The following is a 15,745-nucleotide window of genomic DNA, read 5'->3' as shown; positions in this document are numbered from 1 at the left end:
ATCGAGCTGGGTGAGGTGCAGGCCGCGGTCGTCGCGCATGAGCTGGTGGCTCGGGCTGCGGTGGTGGTGCGGGAGGACGAGCCGGGGGACAAGCGTCTGGTGGCGTATGTCGTCACCGCCGATGGCCAGGATCCGCACGGTGTGCGGGAGTTCGTGGCACACCGCCTGCCGGAGTACATGGTCCCCTCCGCGTTCGTCGTCCTGGACGCGCTGCCGTTGACGGTGAACGGGAAGCTGGATCGTCGTGCGCTGCCGGCGCCGGAGTACGGTCCGGAGCAGGCCGGGGGCCGGGCGCCGCGGTCGCCGCGTGAGGAGGTGCTGTGCGGGCTGTTCGCGCAGACCCTGGGCGTGGAGTCGGTGTCGATCGACGACGACTTCTTCCGCTTCGGCGGCCACTCCCTGCTCGCGACCCGGCTGGTCAGCCGCATCCGCGCCGTCCTGGACGTCGAGTTGGGTGTCCGGCAGCTGTTCGACACCCCCACCGTCGCCGGCCTGTCGGAGGTCATCGAGAGGGCGGACGGCAGTGTCCGTCCCGCGCTCACCGCCGCCGTCCCGCGCCCGGAGCGGATCCCGCTCTCCTACGCGCAGCAGCGGCTCTGGTTCCTCAATCAGTTCGAGGGGCCGAACGCCACCTACAACATCCCGGTGGCGCTGCGGCTTTCCGGTTCGCTGGACCGGGAGGCGCTGCGCGAGGCCCTGGCCGACGTCGTCGCCCGCCACGAGAGCCTGCGCACCGCCTTCGCGGAGGACGCCGATGGCGCGTACCAGGTCGTCAAGCCGGCGGACGAGGTCGATTTCGAGCTGCCCGTCGTGACGGCGGCCCCGGGCGAGGTCGAATCGCGACTGCGCGAAGCCGCCCGCCGAGGCTTCGACCTGTCGGTCGACTCGGGTGAACTCCCCCTGCGCGCCACGCTGTTCGCCGTCTCCGCGGACGAGCACGTGCTCCTTCTGCTCCTGCACCACATCGTGAGTGACGCGTGGTCGCGTGGTCCGCTGGCGCGGAACCTGACGGCGGCCTACGCGGCGCGGGTGGCGGGGGAGGCGCCGGACTGGCAGGCGCTGCCGGTGCAGTACGCCGATTACAGCCTGTGGCAGCGGGAGGCGCTCGGTTCGGAGGACGAGCCGGGTAGTGAGATCTCGCGTCAGCTGGCTTACTGGAAGGGTGCTCTGGCGGGTCTGCCGGATCAGTTGGAGCTGCCGTTCGACCGGCCGCGGCCGGCGGTGGCCTCGTACCGGGGTGAGCGGATTCCGTTCGAGGTGCCGGGCGACTTGTACGGGCGGGTCGTGGCGCTGGCGCGGGAGACGCAGTCGAGTCCGTTCATGGTGCTGCAGGCGGCGCTGGCCGCGCTGCTGACGCGGTTGGGTGCGGGTGAGGACGTGCCGATCGGCACGCCGATCGCGGGCCGGACCGACGACGCCCTCGACCAGCTCATCGGCGTCTTCATCAACACCCTCGTCCTGCGCACCGACACCTCGGGCCGGCCCTCCGCCCGTACGCTCATCGACCGGGTCCGGACCGGGAACCTGGCCGCCTACGCGCACCAGGACCTGCCGTTCGAGCGGCTGGTCGAGGCGGTGAACCCGGAGCGTTCGCTCGCCCGGCACCCGTTGTTCCAGGTGCTGCTGGCGTTCAACAACACCGACGAGGCCGCGATCGACCGGAGCGCGCAGCACCTGCCGGGCCTCACCGTCTCCCGGGCCGTCGCCGACACGGGCGTGGGCAAGTTCGACCTGTCCTTCGCCTTTGCGGACGGGTCGGAGGCGGACGGTGCGCTGAGCGGCGTGCTGGAGTACAGCACCGACCTCTTCGACCGCGCCAATGTAGAGGCCCTCGGCGCGCGCTACCTGCGACTGCTCCACGGCATGGTGGAAGCCCCGGACGCTCCGCTCGACCTGATCGATCTCCTCGATGAGGTCGAGGCGGGTCTGGTGGTGGAGGGGTGGAACGAGACGGCGTGTGAGGTGCCGGGTCGTTCGGTGGTGGAGTTGTTCGCGGAGCGGGTGGCGGTGTCGCCGGATGCGGTGGCAGTCGTTTCCGGCGAACTTTCCCTCTCCTACGCTGAGTTGGATGCGCGGGCGGAGCGGCTGGCGGGCCTGTTGGTGGCTCGTGGTGTGGTGGCCGAGCGGTTCGTGGCGGTGGCGTTGCCGAGGTCGGTGGACCTGGTGGTGGCGTTGTTGGCGGTGTGGAAGGCGGGGGCGGCGTATCTGCCGCTGGACACGGAGTATCCGGCGGACCGGCTGGCGTTCATGCTGGCCGACGCGGATCCGGTGCTGGTACTGACCACGACCGAACTGCTCGCCGAGCTGCCCGAGTTGGCGGTCGACTATCTGCTTCTGGATGTTCCGGAGACGGCCGAGGCGCTTGTCGCGCCGATCGACGGCGGTGTGCTGCCGGCCGTGTCCTCGGTGCCGATGGGTTCGGCGTCGGCGTATGTGATCTATACGTCGGGGTCGACGGGGCTGCCGAAGGGTGTGGTGGTTCCGCAGGGTGCGTTGGTGAACTTCGTTGCTGCGATGGGTGATCGGTTCGGTCTGGGGGTGGGGGATCGGTTGTTGGCGGTGACGACGGTCGGTTTCGACATCGCGGGGCTGGAGTTGTTCGTGCCGTTGGTGAGTGGCGCGGCGGTGGTGGTGGCTGCTCGGGATGTGGTGCGGGATCCGGTGGCGTTGTGTGCGCTGGTGCGCTCGTCGGGTGCGTCGGTGATGCAGGCGACGCCGAGTCTGTGGCGGGCGGTGTTGACGCAGGACGCTTCGGTGGTGGAGCGGCTGCGGGTGTTGGTGGGTGGTGAGGCTCTGCCGTCGGATCTGGCGGTGGAGTTGGCTGCTCGTGCGGTGTCGGTGGCGAACATGTACGGGCCGACGGAGACCACGGTGTGGTCGACGGTGTGGGATGTGGTCGGGGATGTGGCGGGTTCGCCGCGGATCGGCCGTCCGATCGCGAACACCCGGGTGTATGTGCTGGACGGTGGTCTGCGTCCGGTTCCGGCGGGTGTGCCGGGTGAGTTGTACATCGCGGGTGAGGGTGTGGTGCGGGGGTACTGGCGTCGGCCGGAGCTGACGGCGGGGCGTTTCGTCGCGGATCCGTTCGGTTCCTCGGGTGCGCGGATGTATCGCACGGGTGACCTGGTGCGGTGGACGCGGGGCGGGGAGTTGGAGTACCTGTCGCGGGTCGATGACCAGGTGAAGCTGCGTGGTTTCCGGATCGAGCTGGGCGAGATCGAAGCCGTTCTGAGTGGTCACGGGCACGTGGCGCAGGCGGCGGTGCTGGTCCGCGAGGACCGGCCGGGGGACAAGCGCCTGGTGGCGTATGTCGTGCCGTCCGGGGAGGGCCGTCCGGTGGCGGCGGAGCTGCGGGCGCTGGCGGCGGGCCGGCTGCCGGAGTACATGGTGCCGTCGGCGTTCGTCGTGCTGGACGTGTTCCCGTTGACGCCGAACGGGAAGCTGGACCGTCGTGCGCTGCCGGCGCCGGAGTACGGGGCGGAGTCCGCCGGGCGGGCGCCGCGTTCGCCGCGTGAGGAGATCCTGTGCGGTCTGTTCGCGGAGACGCTGGGCGTGGAGTCGGTGTCGATCGACGACGACTTCTTCCAGCTCGGTGGGCACTCCCTGCTCGCCACTCGCCTGGTGAGTCGGATCCGGTCGGTCCTGGACGTGGAACTCGCCGTCCGGCAGGTCTTCGAGGCCTCCACCGTCGCCGAACTCGCCACCGCACTGGATGCGGGAGCCGGTTCGCGCAGTCGGGTGGTCCGCGCGGTCAGGCCGGCCAGGGTGCCGCTGTCGCACGCCCAGCAGCGGCTCTGGTTCCTCCAGCACCTGGAGGGCCCGAGCGACACCTACAACATGCCGGTCTCGCTGAGCCTGACCGGTCCGGTGGACGAGCAGGCGCTCCGTGGCGCGTTGGCCGACGTGGTCGCCCGTCACGAGAGCCTGCGGACCGTCTTCGCCGAGGACGCCGACGGCGCCGCCTACCAGGTGGTGCTGGAGCCGGAGCAGGCGCAGGTGCCGCTGGCCGTCGAGCAGGTCGACGACGATGACGCGGTCGTGGACCGGATGATGCGGCGCGCGGCCGGGTACGTCTTCGACCTGGGCCGGGAAGTACCGCTGCGGGCCTCGCTGTTCAGGCTCCCCCCGGAGCCGGACGGCGAGGGCCGGGAGCGCAGCACGCTGCTGCTGCTGACCCACCACATCGCGGGCGACGCCTGGTCGCGCGGCATCCTGGTCCGCGACCTGACCGCCGCCTACTCGGCGCGCGTCCTCGGGGCGGCCCCGGCCTGGCAGGAACTGCCGGTGCAGTACGCCGACTACGGTCTGTGGCAGCGCGAGCTGCTCGGCTCCGAGACCGATCCGGAGAGCGAGGTGTCGCGTCAACTCGCCTACTGGCAGCGGACCCTGGACGGCCTGCCGGAGGAGCTGGCGCTGCCGTTCGACCGGCCGCGGCCGGCCACCGCCTCCTACCGGGGCGACCGGGTGGCCTTCGCGTTCCCCGAGGGCCTGCACGAGCGCCTGACCGCGGTGGCCCGCGAGCAGCGCGCGAGTGTGTTCATGGTGCTGCAGGCGGCGCTGGCCGCGCTGCTGACCAGGCTCGGCGCGGGCGAGGACATCCCGCTGGGTACGCCGATCGCGGGCCGCACCGACGATGCGCTGGACGACCTGGTCGGTTTCTTCGTCAACACCCTCGTCCTGCGCACCGACACCTCCGGCGACCCGACGTTCGCCGAGTTGATCGAGCGCGTCCGCACCCGGGACCTGGAGGCGTACGCGCACCAGGACCTGCCGTTCGAGCGGCTGGTCGAGGCGGTCAACCCGGAGCGCTCGCTCGCCCGGCACCCGCTCTTCCAGACGGCGCTCAGCTTCGACAGCGGCGCCCGCGCCGCAGCTGCCGGTCCCGCCGGTCCTGCCGGTGCCGGTCCCGCCGCTGCGGGCCCGGCCGGGCTCACGGTCACCGGGCGCCCGCTCGGCGCGCCCTCCGCGAAGTTCGACCTCTCCTTCGAGCTCGTCGAGCACGGTGCGGCGTCCGGTCGCACGCCCGCCCTGGACGGCGCGCTGGACTTCAGCGCCGACCTGTTCGACCGGGCCACCGCGCAGGGCATCGCGGACCGTTTCGTCCGCGTCCTGTCGGCCCTCGCGGAGGACCCGCACGGCCGGATCGGCGACGTGGAGGTCCTGGACGCCGACGAGCGGCACCGGATCCTCGTGGAGTGGAACGCCACGGCCGTCGAGCACCGCGACCGGACCCCGGTGCACGTGCTCTTCGAGGAGCACGCGGCGGCCCGCCCCGACGCGGTGGCCCTCGCGGGCGCCGACGGGACGGTCACCTACCGGGAGCTCAACGAGCGGGCCAACCGGCTCGCCCACCTCCTGATCGGCCGGGGCGTGCGCGCCGAGAGCCGGGTCGCCGTGCTGCAGGAGCGGTCGGCGGAGCTCGTCGTCTCGACGCTCGCGGTGCTCAAGGCCGGCGGCGTGTACGTGCCGATCGACCCGCACCAGCCCGCCGCCCGTTCCGAGTTCATCCTGCGGGACACCGCGGCGGTGGCCCTGCTCACCGACCGGGCCCCGGACGCCGTCGGGTTCGCGGTGGACGTGCCGGTGCTGCGGGTGGGGCCGGGCGGCGTGCTCGACCCGGCCTCCGGACCGGCCACCGATCCGGGCGTGGCCACGGACGCCGAGCAGCTGGTGTACGTGATGTACACCTCGGGCTCGACCGGGACCCCGAAGGGCGTCGGCAACACCCACCACAACGTGGTGCACCTGGCGGCCGACCGGTTCTGGCGCGACGGCAACCACGAGCGCGTGCTGATGCACTCGCCGTACGCCTTCGACGCCTCCACCTTCGAGATCTGGACCCCGCTGCTGACCGGCGGCACCGTCGTCGTCGCCCCCGCCGGGCGGATCGACGCCGGTGACCTCGCGACCGCGATCGCCGAGGGCGGGGTGACCGGACTGTTCGTCAGCGCCGGCCTGTTCCGGGTGCTCGCGGAGGAGCGGCCCGAGGGCTTCCGGGGCGTCCGGGAGGTCTGGGCCGGTGGTGACGTGGTGTCCCCGGCCGCCGTGCGGCGCGTCCTGGAGGCCTGCCCCGGCATCGTGGTGGCCAACGAGTACGGGCCGACCGAGACCACGGTGTTCTCCACGGTCAACCGGCTGCGTTCGCCGCAGGAGGTGCCCGAGGCGGTCGTCCCGATCGGCCGGCCGCTGTGGAACACCCGGGTGCACGTGCTGGACGCGCGGCTGCGGCCGGTGCCCTCGGGCGTCGCGGGCGAGCTGTACATCGGCGGCGCCGGTGTCGCCCGCGGCTACCTGGGCCGGGCCGGGCTGACCGCCCAGCGCTTCGTGGCCGACCCCTTCGCGGGCGGCGGCGAGCGGATGTACCGCACCGGCGACGTGGTGCGCCGACTCGGCGACGGGCGGCTGGAGTTCCTCGGCCGCGTCGACGACCAGGTCAAGCTGCGCGGCTTCCGGATCGAGCCCGGCGAGGTCGAGGCGGTGCTCGCGGCGCCCGACGAGGTCGCCCAGGCCGCCGTGGTCCTGCGCGAGGACCGGCCCGGCGACAAGCGCCTCGTGGCGTACGTCGTCGCGGCCGCCGGGGCGCCGGTCGACACCGACGCCCTGCGCGCCCGGGTCGCGGCCGCCCTGCCCGACTACATGGTGCCCTCGGCCGTGGTCGTGCTGGACGCGCTGCCGCTCACCCTGAACGGCAAGCTCGACCGGCGGGCCCTGCCCGCTCCCGTCTACGGGGCGGACCGGGACGGCGCCGGCGGGCGCGGGCCGCGCACCGAGCGCGAGAAGGCGCTGTGCGCGCTGTTCGCCGACGTGCTGGGCCTGGACGAGGCCGGGATCGACGACAGCTTCTTCGACCTCGGCGGCGACAGCATCATGTCGATCCAGCTGGTCAGCCGGGCCCGCCGGGCCGGACTCGAACTGTCGGTCCGCGACGTCTTCGAGCAGCGGACGGTGGCGGCCCTGGCCGAGGTCGTCCGGGAGACCGGGGGCGCGAGCGCCGAGGAGCCGGGCGCCGGGGTCGGCGAGGTGCCGCTGACGCCGATCATGCACTGGTTCCTCGAACGTGGCGGCCCCGCCGACCAGTACAACCAGTCCCGGCTGGTGCAGGTCCCGGCGTCCGTGACCCGGGAGCACCTGGCCGCGGCCGTCGGGGCCCTGCTCGACCACCACGACGCCCTGCGGGCCCGGCTCTCCCCGGCGCCCGAGCGGCGGCTGGAGGTCCGCGCCCCCGGCGCCGTGGACGCCGCCGCGACGGTCCGCCGCGTCGACGCGGCCGGGCTGGACGAGCAGGCGCAGCGGGAGCTGGTCGGCCGGGAGACGCGGGCCGCCCGCGAGCGGCTCGACCTGGCCTCCGGGAGCGTGTTCCAGGCCGTCTGGTTCGACCGCGGCCGCGACCTGCCCGGCCTGCTGCTGCTGATCGTCCACCACCTGGTCGTCGACGGGGTGTCCTGGCGGATCCTGGTGCCCGACCTGGCGGAGGCGTACCGGGCGGTGGGCGGCGGGCACGAGCCCCGGCTGCAGGCCGTCGGCACCTCGCTGCGGCGCTGGTCGCAGCGGCTGTCCGACGAGGCGGCGAAGCCCGCCCGGGCGGCGGAGGCCGGCTGGTGGCAGCAGGTGCTGCGGCCCGGCGACCCGCGGATCGGCCGGCGGGCGCTGGACCCGGAGCGGGACACCTACGCCACGGCGGAGCACCTGACGGTGACCCTGCCGACGGAGGTGACCGAGCAGGTGCTCACCCGGGTGGCCTCGGTGTTCAAGGCGGAGGTCAACGACGTGCTGCTGAGCGCGTTCGCGCTGGCCTGGGCACGCTGGCGGGGCAGCCCGGCCGGCACGGCCCTGATCGACCTGGAGGGCCACGGCCGCGAGGAGGACGTGGTCGGCGGAGCGGACCTGTCCCGGACGGTGGGCTGGTTCACCAGCCTGTACCCGGTGCGGCTGGACCCGGTCACCGCCGACCTGGCCGACGCGTTCGCCGGCGGCCCGGCCGCCGGGGCCGCGCTCAAGGCGGTCAAGGAGCAGCTGCGGGCGGTGCCGGACAAGGGCATGGGGTACGGCCTGGTGCGCCACCTCAACCCGGCCACGGCCCCCGGCTTCGCCGGACTGCCCCGACCGCAGGTGGCGTTCAACTACCTGGGCCGCTTCACCACGGCCGGGCCGCAGGGCGCGGGGAGCACCGCCGTGCCCGACTGGACCGTGCTGTCCACCGCGGCCGGCGCCGGCGGCACCGACCCGAGGGTGCCGCTCGCGCACCCGCTGGAGCTCAACGCCCGTACCAACGACGGGCCCGCCGGGCCCGAGCTGGCCGCCACCTGGACGTGGGCGCGGGACATCCTCGGCCGGGCCGAGGTCGAGGAACTGGCCGACCTCTGGTTCCAGGCCCTGCGGGCGCTGACCGAGCACGCCGAACGCCCCGACGCGGGCGGGCTGACCGTCTCGGACGTGTCCCTGAGCCTGCTGAGCCAGGACGAGATCGAATCGCTGGAAGACGAGTGGAGGACCTGGTAATGGCGACGCAGTCCGGACTGCAGGACATCCTGCCGCTGGCCCCGCTCCAGGAAGGACTGTTGTTCCACAGCGTGTACGACGAGGCGGCACCGGACGTGTACCTCGTGCAGCAGGCCATCGACCTGGAGGGCGCGCTCGACACCGAGGCGCTGCAGGCGGCCTGCCGGACCCTGCTGCGGCGGCACGGCAACCTGCGCGCGGCCTTCCGCTACACGGGCGTGCAGCGCCCCGTGCAGCTCATCCCGTACGAGGTGCGGCTCCCCTGGGAGGAGCTGGACCTGACCGGGCTGCCCGAGGGGGAGCGCACGGCGGCCGCGGACCGGGCCGTCGAGGAGGACCGCACGCGCCGCTTCGACCTCGGCCGCCCGCCGCTGATGCGGTTCACCCTGATGCGGCTCGGCGAGCGGCGGCACCGCTTCGTGCTGACCAACCACCACATCCTGCTCGACGGCTGGTCGCGGCCGATGCTGGTGCGGGAGCTCCTGGCGCTGTACGCCACCGCGGGCGACGACGGCGCGCTGCCCCGGGTCCGGCCGTTCCGCGACTACCTGCAGTGGCTGGCCGGCCAGGACAAGGCGTCGGCGCTGGGCGCCTGGCGCGAGGCCCTGGCCGGGCTCGACGGTCCCACGCTGGTCGCGCCGCACGCGGGCGAGCGGGCCCCGGTCGTACCGGGCCGGCTGGAGACCGAGCTGGACCGGGCCACCCACGAGGCGCTCACCGCGCTCGCCCGCGAGCGGGCCCTCACGCTCAACTCGCTGGTCCAGGGCGCCTGGGCGGTCGTCCTGAGCGGGCTGACCGGGCGGGACGACGTGGTCTTCGGCAGCACCGTCTCCGGCCGGCCGCCGGAGGTCCCCGGGATCGAGACCATGGTGGGGCTGTTCATCAACACCCTGCCGGTGCGCGTCGTCCTGCGGTCCGACGAGTCCCTGGTGGACACCGTCCGCCGGGTGCAGGACGAGCAGACCCGGCTCCAGCCGTACCAGCACACCGGTCTGGCCGAGGTGCAGCGGCTGGCCGGGGCCGGCGAACTCTTCGACACCACCATGGTGTTCGAGAACTACCCGGTGGACATCGGGGCCGAGAACGACCGGCCCGGCGGCATCCGTGGGGTCACCGTCACCGGCAGCCGCAACCGGGACGCCACCCACTACCCGCTCGCCCTGGTGGCGGTCGGCCGCGGCGGACTGCGGCTGCGCCTGGACCACCAGCCCGACCTCATCCCCGACGCGACCGCCCGGGCCGTGCTGGACCGGCTGGTCCGGGTGCTGCGCTCGGTCGCCGCCGAGCCGGGCCTGCCGCTGGCCCGGCTGGACCTGCTCTCCGACACCGAGCGCCGGGCCGCCCTGGTCCTCGGCCGCGGCGCGGACACCCCGGTGCCCGCGGGCGGCCTGCCCGAGGCGTTCCGGGCCCAGGCCCGGCGGACCCCCGACGCCGTCGCCGTGCGGTGCGGCACCGCCGCGTACGACTACGCCGCGCTGGACGCCCGCTCGGACGCGCTGGCGCGCCGGCTGGTCGGGCTCGGCGTGACGGCCGAGACGCCGGTGGCGCTGCTCATGGAGCGCTCGGCGGAGCTGGTGGTGGCGGTGCTCGCCGTCCTCAAGTCCGGCGGGGCCTACGTGCCGCTGCGCCAGGGGGACCCGGTGGACCGGCTGCGGCAGGTCGCCTCGCTGGCCGGGACCGGCCTCGTGCTGACCGACCAGGAGAACGCCGGCCGGGCGTCGGAGCTCGGCACCGGCCCGGTGGTCGCCGTCGACGACGACGGCCCGGAGCCGTCCCCCGCCGGGGCGGCGCTGCCGCGGCACGTCCCGGGGGAGCAGCTCGCCTACCTGATGCACACCTCCGGGTCGACCGGCACGCCCAAGGGCGTCGCCGTCACCCACCGCGACGTGCTCGAACTCGCCCACGACCGGTCGTTCGCGGGCGGCGCCCACCGGCGCGTCCTGGTGCACTCGCCGCACGCCTTCGACGCCTCGACGTACGAGCTGTGGGTGCCGCTGCTCTCCGGCGGCACCGCCGTCGTCGCCCCGCCCGGCGACCTCGACACCGAGGTCCTCGGCAAACTGGTCGCCGAACACGGCGTGACCGGGCTCTGGCTGACCTCCGGCCTCTTCCAGCTCGTCGCGGACGAGGCCCCGGACGCCCTCGCCGGCGTGCGGGAGGTCTGGACCGGCGGTGACGTGGTGCCCGCCGCGTCGGTCCGCCGGGTGATGGCCGCCTGCCCCGGGACGGCCGTCGTCGACGGCTACGGGCCCACCGAGACCACCACCTTCGCCGTCCGGCACCGGCTGCCCGCCGGCGGCCCCGTCCCGGACGCCGTCCCGATCGGCACCCCGCTGGACAACACCCGGCTGCTGGTCCTGGGCGCGGGGCTGCGGCCCGTCCCGCCCGGCACGGCCGGCGAGCTGCACATCGCCGGGGCGGGCCTCGCCCGCGGCTACTGGCGGCGCCCCGGACTCACCGCCGAGCGCTTCGTCGCCGACCCGTACGGGCCGGCCGGCTCCCGGATGTACCGCACCGGCGACCTCGTGCGGTGGACGCCCGAGGGCACCCTGGACTACCTCGGGCGCGCCGACGAACAGGTCAAGCTGCGCGGCTTCCGGATCGAACCGGGCGAGATCGAGGCCGTCCTGGGCCGCCACCCGGACGTCGCCCAGGCCGTCGTCACCGTCCAGGAGCCGCGCCCCGGCGACAAGCGGCTGGTCGCCTGCCTCGTCGCCGAACGGGGCACCGAGCCGTCCCCGGCCGCGCTGCGCGCCCACGTCGCCGCCGAACTGCCCGACTACATGGTGCCCGGCGCGTTCCTCCTCCTCGACGCGCTGCCGCTCACCGGCAACGGCAAGGTCGACCGGCGGGCCCTGCCGACGGTGGACGCGACGCAGCCCGTCACGGCGGACCGGCGCGCGCCCCGCACCCCGCAGGAGTCCATCCTGTGCGGGCTGTTCGCCGAACTCCTCGGCGTGCCGCAGGTCGGCATCGACGACGACTTCTTCGACCTCGGCGGCCACTCGCTGCTCGCCACCCGGCTGGTCGGCCGGGTCCGCTCGGTCCTCGGCGCCGAACTCGCCGTCCGGCAGCTCTTCGAGCACCCCACCCCGGCGGCCCTCGCCCGGGCCCTGGACGCGGCCGGCGACGCCCGGCCGGCCCTGGAGCGGGCCACGCCCCGCCCGGAGCGCGTCCCCGCCTCGTTCGCCCAGCGCCGGCTGTGGTTCCTGCACCGCTTCGAGGGGCCCGGCGCGACCTACAACATCCCCTTCGCGCTGCGGCTCACCGGCGACCTCGACCGGGAGGCGCTGCGGACCGCCCTCGCCGACCTCGCCGAGCGCCACGAGTCGCTGCGCACCGTCTTCGCGGAGGACGCGGAGGGCCCGTACCAGATCGTCCGCGAGGGCGCGGCCGGCCGGCCGGAGCTGACCTACGTCCCCGACGTGCCGGCCGGGCGCCTCGACGCGGAGCTCGCCGCGGCGGCCGGGTACGGCTTCGCGCTCGACCGTGAACTCCCGCTGCGGGCCTGGCTGTTCGGCACCGGCGCCGGGGAGCACGTGCTGCTGCTGCTGGTGCACCACATCGCGGGCGACGGCTGGTCCGTCCCGCTGCTCGCCCGGGACCTGGTCACCGCCTACACCGCCCGGCACGGCGGCACCGCCCCCGCCTGGCGGCCGCTGCCCGTCCAGTACGCCGACTACAGCCTCTGGCAGCGCACCGTGCTCGGCGCCGAGGACGCCGAGGACAGCCCGGCGGCCCGCCAACTCGCCTACTGGAAGCAGGCCCTGGCCGGCCTTCCGGAGGAGCTGGCACTGCCGGTCGACCGGCCCAGGCCCGCGGTCGCCGGGCACCGGGGGGACCGCGTCCTCTACGACGTCCCGGAAGCGCTGTACGGGCGGATCCGCGGCCTCGCCCGCTCCACCCAGTCCAGCCCGTTCATGGTGCTCCAGGCCGCCGTCGCCGCCCTGCTGACCCGGCTCGGCGCGGGCGAGGACATTCCGCTCGGCACGCCGATCGCGGGCCGCACCGACGACGCCCTGGACGACCTGGTCGGCTTCTTCGTCAACACCCTGGTGCTGCGCACCGACACCTCCGGCGACCCGACGTTCAAGGAGCTGGTCGCCCGCGTCCGCGAGACGGACCTCGCCGCCTACGCGCACCAGGACCTGCCCTTCGAACGGCTGGTGGAGGCGGTCAACCCGAAGCGGGCGCAGTCCCGCCACCCCCTGTTCCAGACCATGCTCACCTTCAACAACACCGACCAGCGCAGCGCGGCCGCCGACGGCGGCCTGCGGCTGCCCGGCCTCACCGCCGAACCCCTGTCGTCCGGCACCGGCTCGGCCAAGTTCGACCTGCTGCTCTCCTTCGCCGAACGGCACGGCCCGGACGGAACCCCCGACGGCCTCGGCGCCGGGCTGGAGTTCAGCACCGACCTGTTCGACCCCGGTACGGCGCGCGCCCTCGTCGACCGGCTGCTGCGGCTGCTCGACGAGGTGACCGCCGACCCGCAGCGCCGCCTCGGCGAACTGCGGCTGCTCACCGGCCCCGAACGGGACCGGATGCTGGCCCGCGGGAAGGGCGCCGAGCACCCCCGGGCCCGGGACACCGGCCCGGCCGCCCGCTTCGAGGCCGCCGCCGCCCGCGACCCGCTCGCCACGGCCGTGGAGGACGCCGCCGGCTCGGTCGGCTACCGGGAGCTCGACGAGCGGGCCGACCGCCTCGCCCGGCTGCTGCGCGAGCGCGGCGTGGGCCCCGAGAGCCTCGTCGCCGTCGCGATGCACCGGTCCGTCGACCTGGTCACCGCCCTCGTGGCGGTCCTCAAGGCCGGCGCCGGCTACCTGCCCGTGGACCCGGCCTACCCGGCCGACCGCATCGCGTACATGCTCGAAGACGCCCGGCCGGCCCTCGTCCTGACCACACGTGAGCTGGACGCCGTCCTCCCGGACCGGGCCGGGCCGCCGAGGCTGACGGTCGACTCCCCGGAGGTGTCGGCCGCCCTCGCCGCCCGGGGCGACGGCGCCGAGGCCGCGGCCGGGCACCGCGCCCCGTACCACCCGGCCCACCCCGCCTACGTCATCTACACCTCGGGCTCGACCGGCCGCCCCAAGGGGGTGACCATGCCGGCCGAAGCCCTGCTCAACCTGCTGGACTGGCACGAGCGGGAGCTCCCGGGCGGCCCCGGCACCCGGGTGGCCCAGTTCACCGCGGTCAGCTTCGACGTGTCCGTGCAGGAGATGCTCTCCGCGCTCCTGGCCGGCAAGACCCTGGTGGTCTGCCCGGAGGACGTCCGGCGCGACCCGGCCCGGCTGGCCGGGTGGCTCCAGGAGCAGCGGGTCCACGAGCTGTACGCCCCCAACCTGGTCCTGGACGCGGTGTGCGAGGCGGCGACCGCCCTGCGGCTGCCGCTGCCCGAGCTCACCGACCTCGTCCAGGCCGGGGAGGCGCTCACCCCGCACGGCGCCATCCGGACCTTCTGCGCGGCCCGGCCCGGCCGGCGCCTGCACAACCACTACGGCCCCGCCGAGACGCACGTCGTCACCGCCGTCCGGCTCGCCGACGACCCGGCCGACTGGGTGCCCACCGCGCCGCCGATCGGCGCGCCGGTCGACAACACGGCCGTCCGGCTGCTCGACGGCCGGCTCAACCCGGTGCCGACGGGCGTCCCCGGGGAGCTCTACATCGCGGGCGCCGCCCTCGCCCGCGGCTACGCGCACCGCCCCGACCGCACCGCCGAGCGGTTCGTCGCCGACCCCTGGGGCCCGCCCGGCACCCGGCTGTACCGCACCGGCGACCTCGCCCGGTGGACGGCCGACGGGCAGCTCCTCTACCTGGGACGCGCCGACACGCAGGTCAAGATCCGCGGCTTCCGGATCGAACCCGGCGAGATCGAGGCGGCCCTCGTCACCGCCCCCGGCGTCGCCCAGGCGGCCGTGGTGGTCCGCGAGGACCGGCCCGGGGACCGGCGCCTGGCCGGGTACGTGGTGGCGTCCGACGGCGCCCTCCCGCACCCGGCCGGGCTGCGGGAGCACCTGCTGCGCCGACTGCCCGAGCACATGGTCCCGGCCGCCTTCACCGTCCTGGCGGCGCTGCCGCTGACCCCCAACGGCAAGCTCGACCGGGCCGCGCTCCCGGCCCCCGACCAGGGCAACGAGGAGCGGTCGCGGCCACCGGCCACGCCCGAGGAGCACGCGCTGTGCGCCCTGTTCGCCGAGGTCCTCGGGGTGGCGGAGGTGGGCGCCGAGGACGACTTCTTCGAACTCGGCGGCCACTCCTTCCTCGCCGCCCGGCTGGTCGGCCGGATCCGTGAGGAACTCGCGGCGGACCTGCCGGTGCGCGCGGTCTTCGACGCCCCGACGCCCGCGGGCGTGGCCCGGGCCCTGGCCGGGGACGCGGCCGGCCCGGGGGAGGAGGCCGCCGCGGGCGGGCGGGCCACCCGGGGGCTGCTGCCGCTGCGGGCCCGCGGCACGGCGGCGCCGGTCTTCTTCCTGCATCCGGGCGGCGGCTTCAGCTGGTGCTACGCCGGCCTGGTCCGCCACCTCGGCCCCGACGTGCCGGTCTACGGCATCCAGGCCAGCGGGCTCGACGGCTCGGGCGCCCTGCCCGCCTCGATGGCGGAGATGACCGAGGACTACCTCGCCCAGATCCGCTCCGTCCAACCCGCCGGACCGTACCGGCTGGCGGGCTGGTCCTTCGGCGGCCTGACCGCCTTCGCGCTGGCCACCCGGCTGCAGGAGGAGGGCGAGCGGGTCTCGCTCCTCGCCCTGCTCGACGCCTACCCGCAGGCCGCGGACGCCGTCACCCAGGACCCGGTGCCGCACGAGGTCGTCGCGCACAACCTGCGGGCGATGGGCTTCACCTTCGACGACGAGGAGCTCATAGCAGACGAGAAGGCCGTCCTGCTGCGCTTCCGCGAGTTCCTGCAGTCCGGGAACCAGAACCTCCGGCACCTTGAGGCGCAGGACATCCTGGCGCTGAAGGACGTCTATGTGAACAATGTCCGGCTCATGCGGCGATTCCGGCCCGAATTCTTCGACGGCGACCTGCTTTTCGTCTCCGCCGAGGAGAAGTCGGAAGCCGACCGTTCGGGCCGGTTGGATGTCAGCTTGTGGCAACCCTTCGTGGGTGGTTCGGTCGAGGTGTGCCCGGTAGAGTCCACTCATGGAAATCTGATGACGGATGCCCGGCACACGGCCCGCATCGGGCGTTTCCTCGCGGAGCGGCTGTGACCTGCGAGTGGAAACGATCGGAAGAAAAAGAATTCTTC

At 74.6% G+C, this 15,745-nt stretch carries 2 protein-coding genes; both read left to right on the top strand.

The window, feature by feature from the left end:
* Positions 1-8,499, top strand: an 8,499-nt coding sequence (locus ABT048_RS01660; RefSeq protein WP_502893951.1) for an amino acid adenylation domain-containing protein, incomplete at its 5' end; no start/stop codon positions are given.
* Positions 8,499-15,707, top strand: coding sequence for a non-ribosomal peptide synthetase (locus ABT048_RS01655; RefSeq protein ID WP_350519261.1), 7,209 nt, complete (start codon positions 8,499-8,501; stop codon positions 15,705-15,707). The genes ABT048_RS01660 and ABT048_RS01655, both read left to right, overlap by 1 nt.
* Positions 15,708-15,745 lie beyond the last annotated feature (38 nt).

Source organism: Kitasatospora sp. NPDC096140 (genome assembly GCF_040303045.1).
Lineage (GTDB): Bacteria > Actinomycetota > Actinomycetes > Streptomycetales > Streptomycetaceae > Kitasatospora.
The sequence above is the reverse complement of the archived record's forward strand: the minus strand, read 5'-3'. Positions and strand labels throughout refer to the sequence as shown.

Excerpts from the sequence above, each read along its gene's own strand:
- ABT048_RS01655 (WP_350519261.1), top strand. The coding sequence starts at position 8,499 with ATGGCGACGCAGTCCGGACTGCAGGACATCCTGCCGCTGGCCCCGCTC.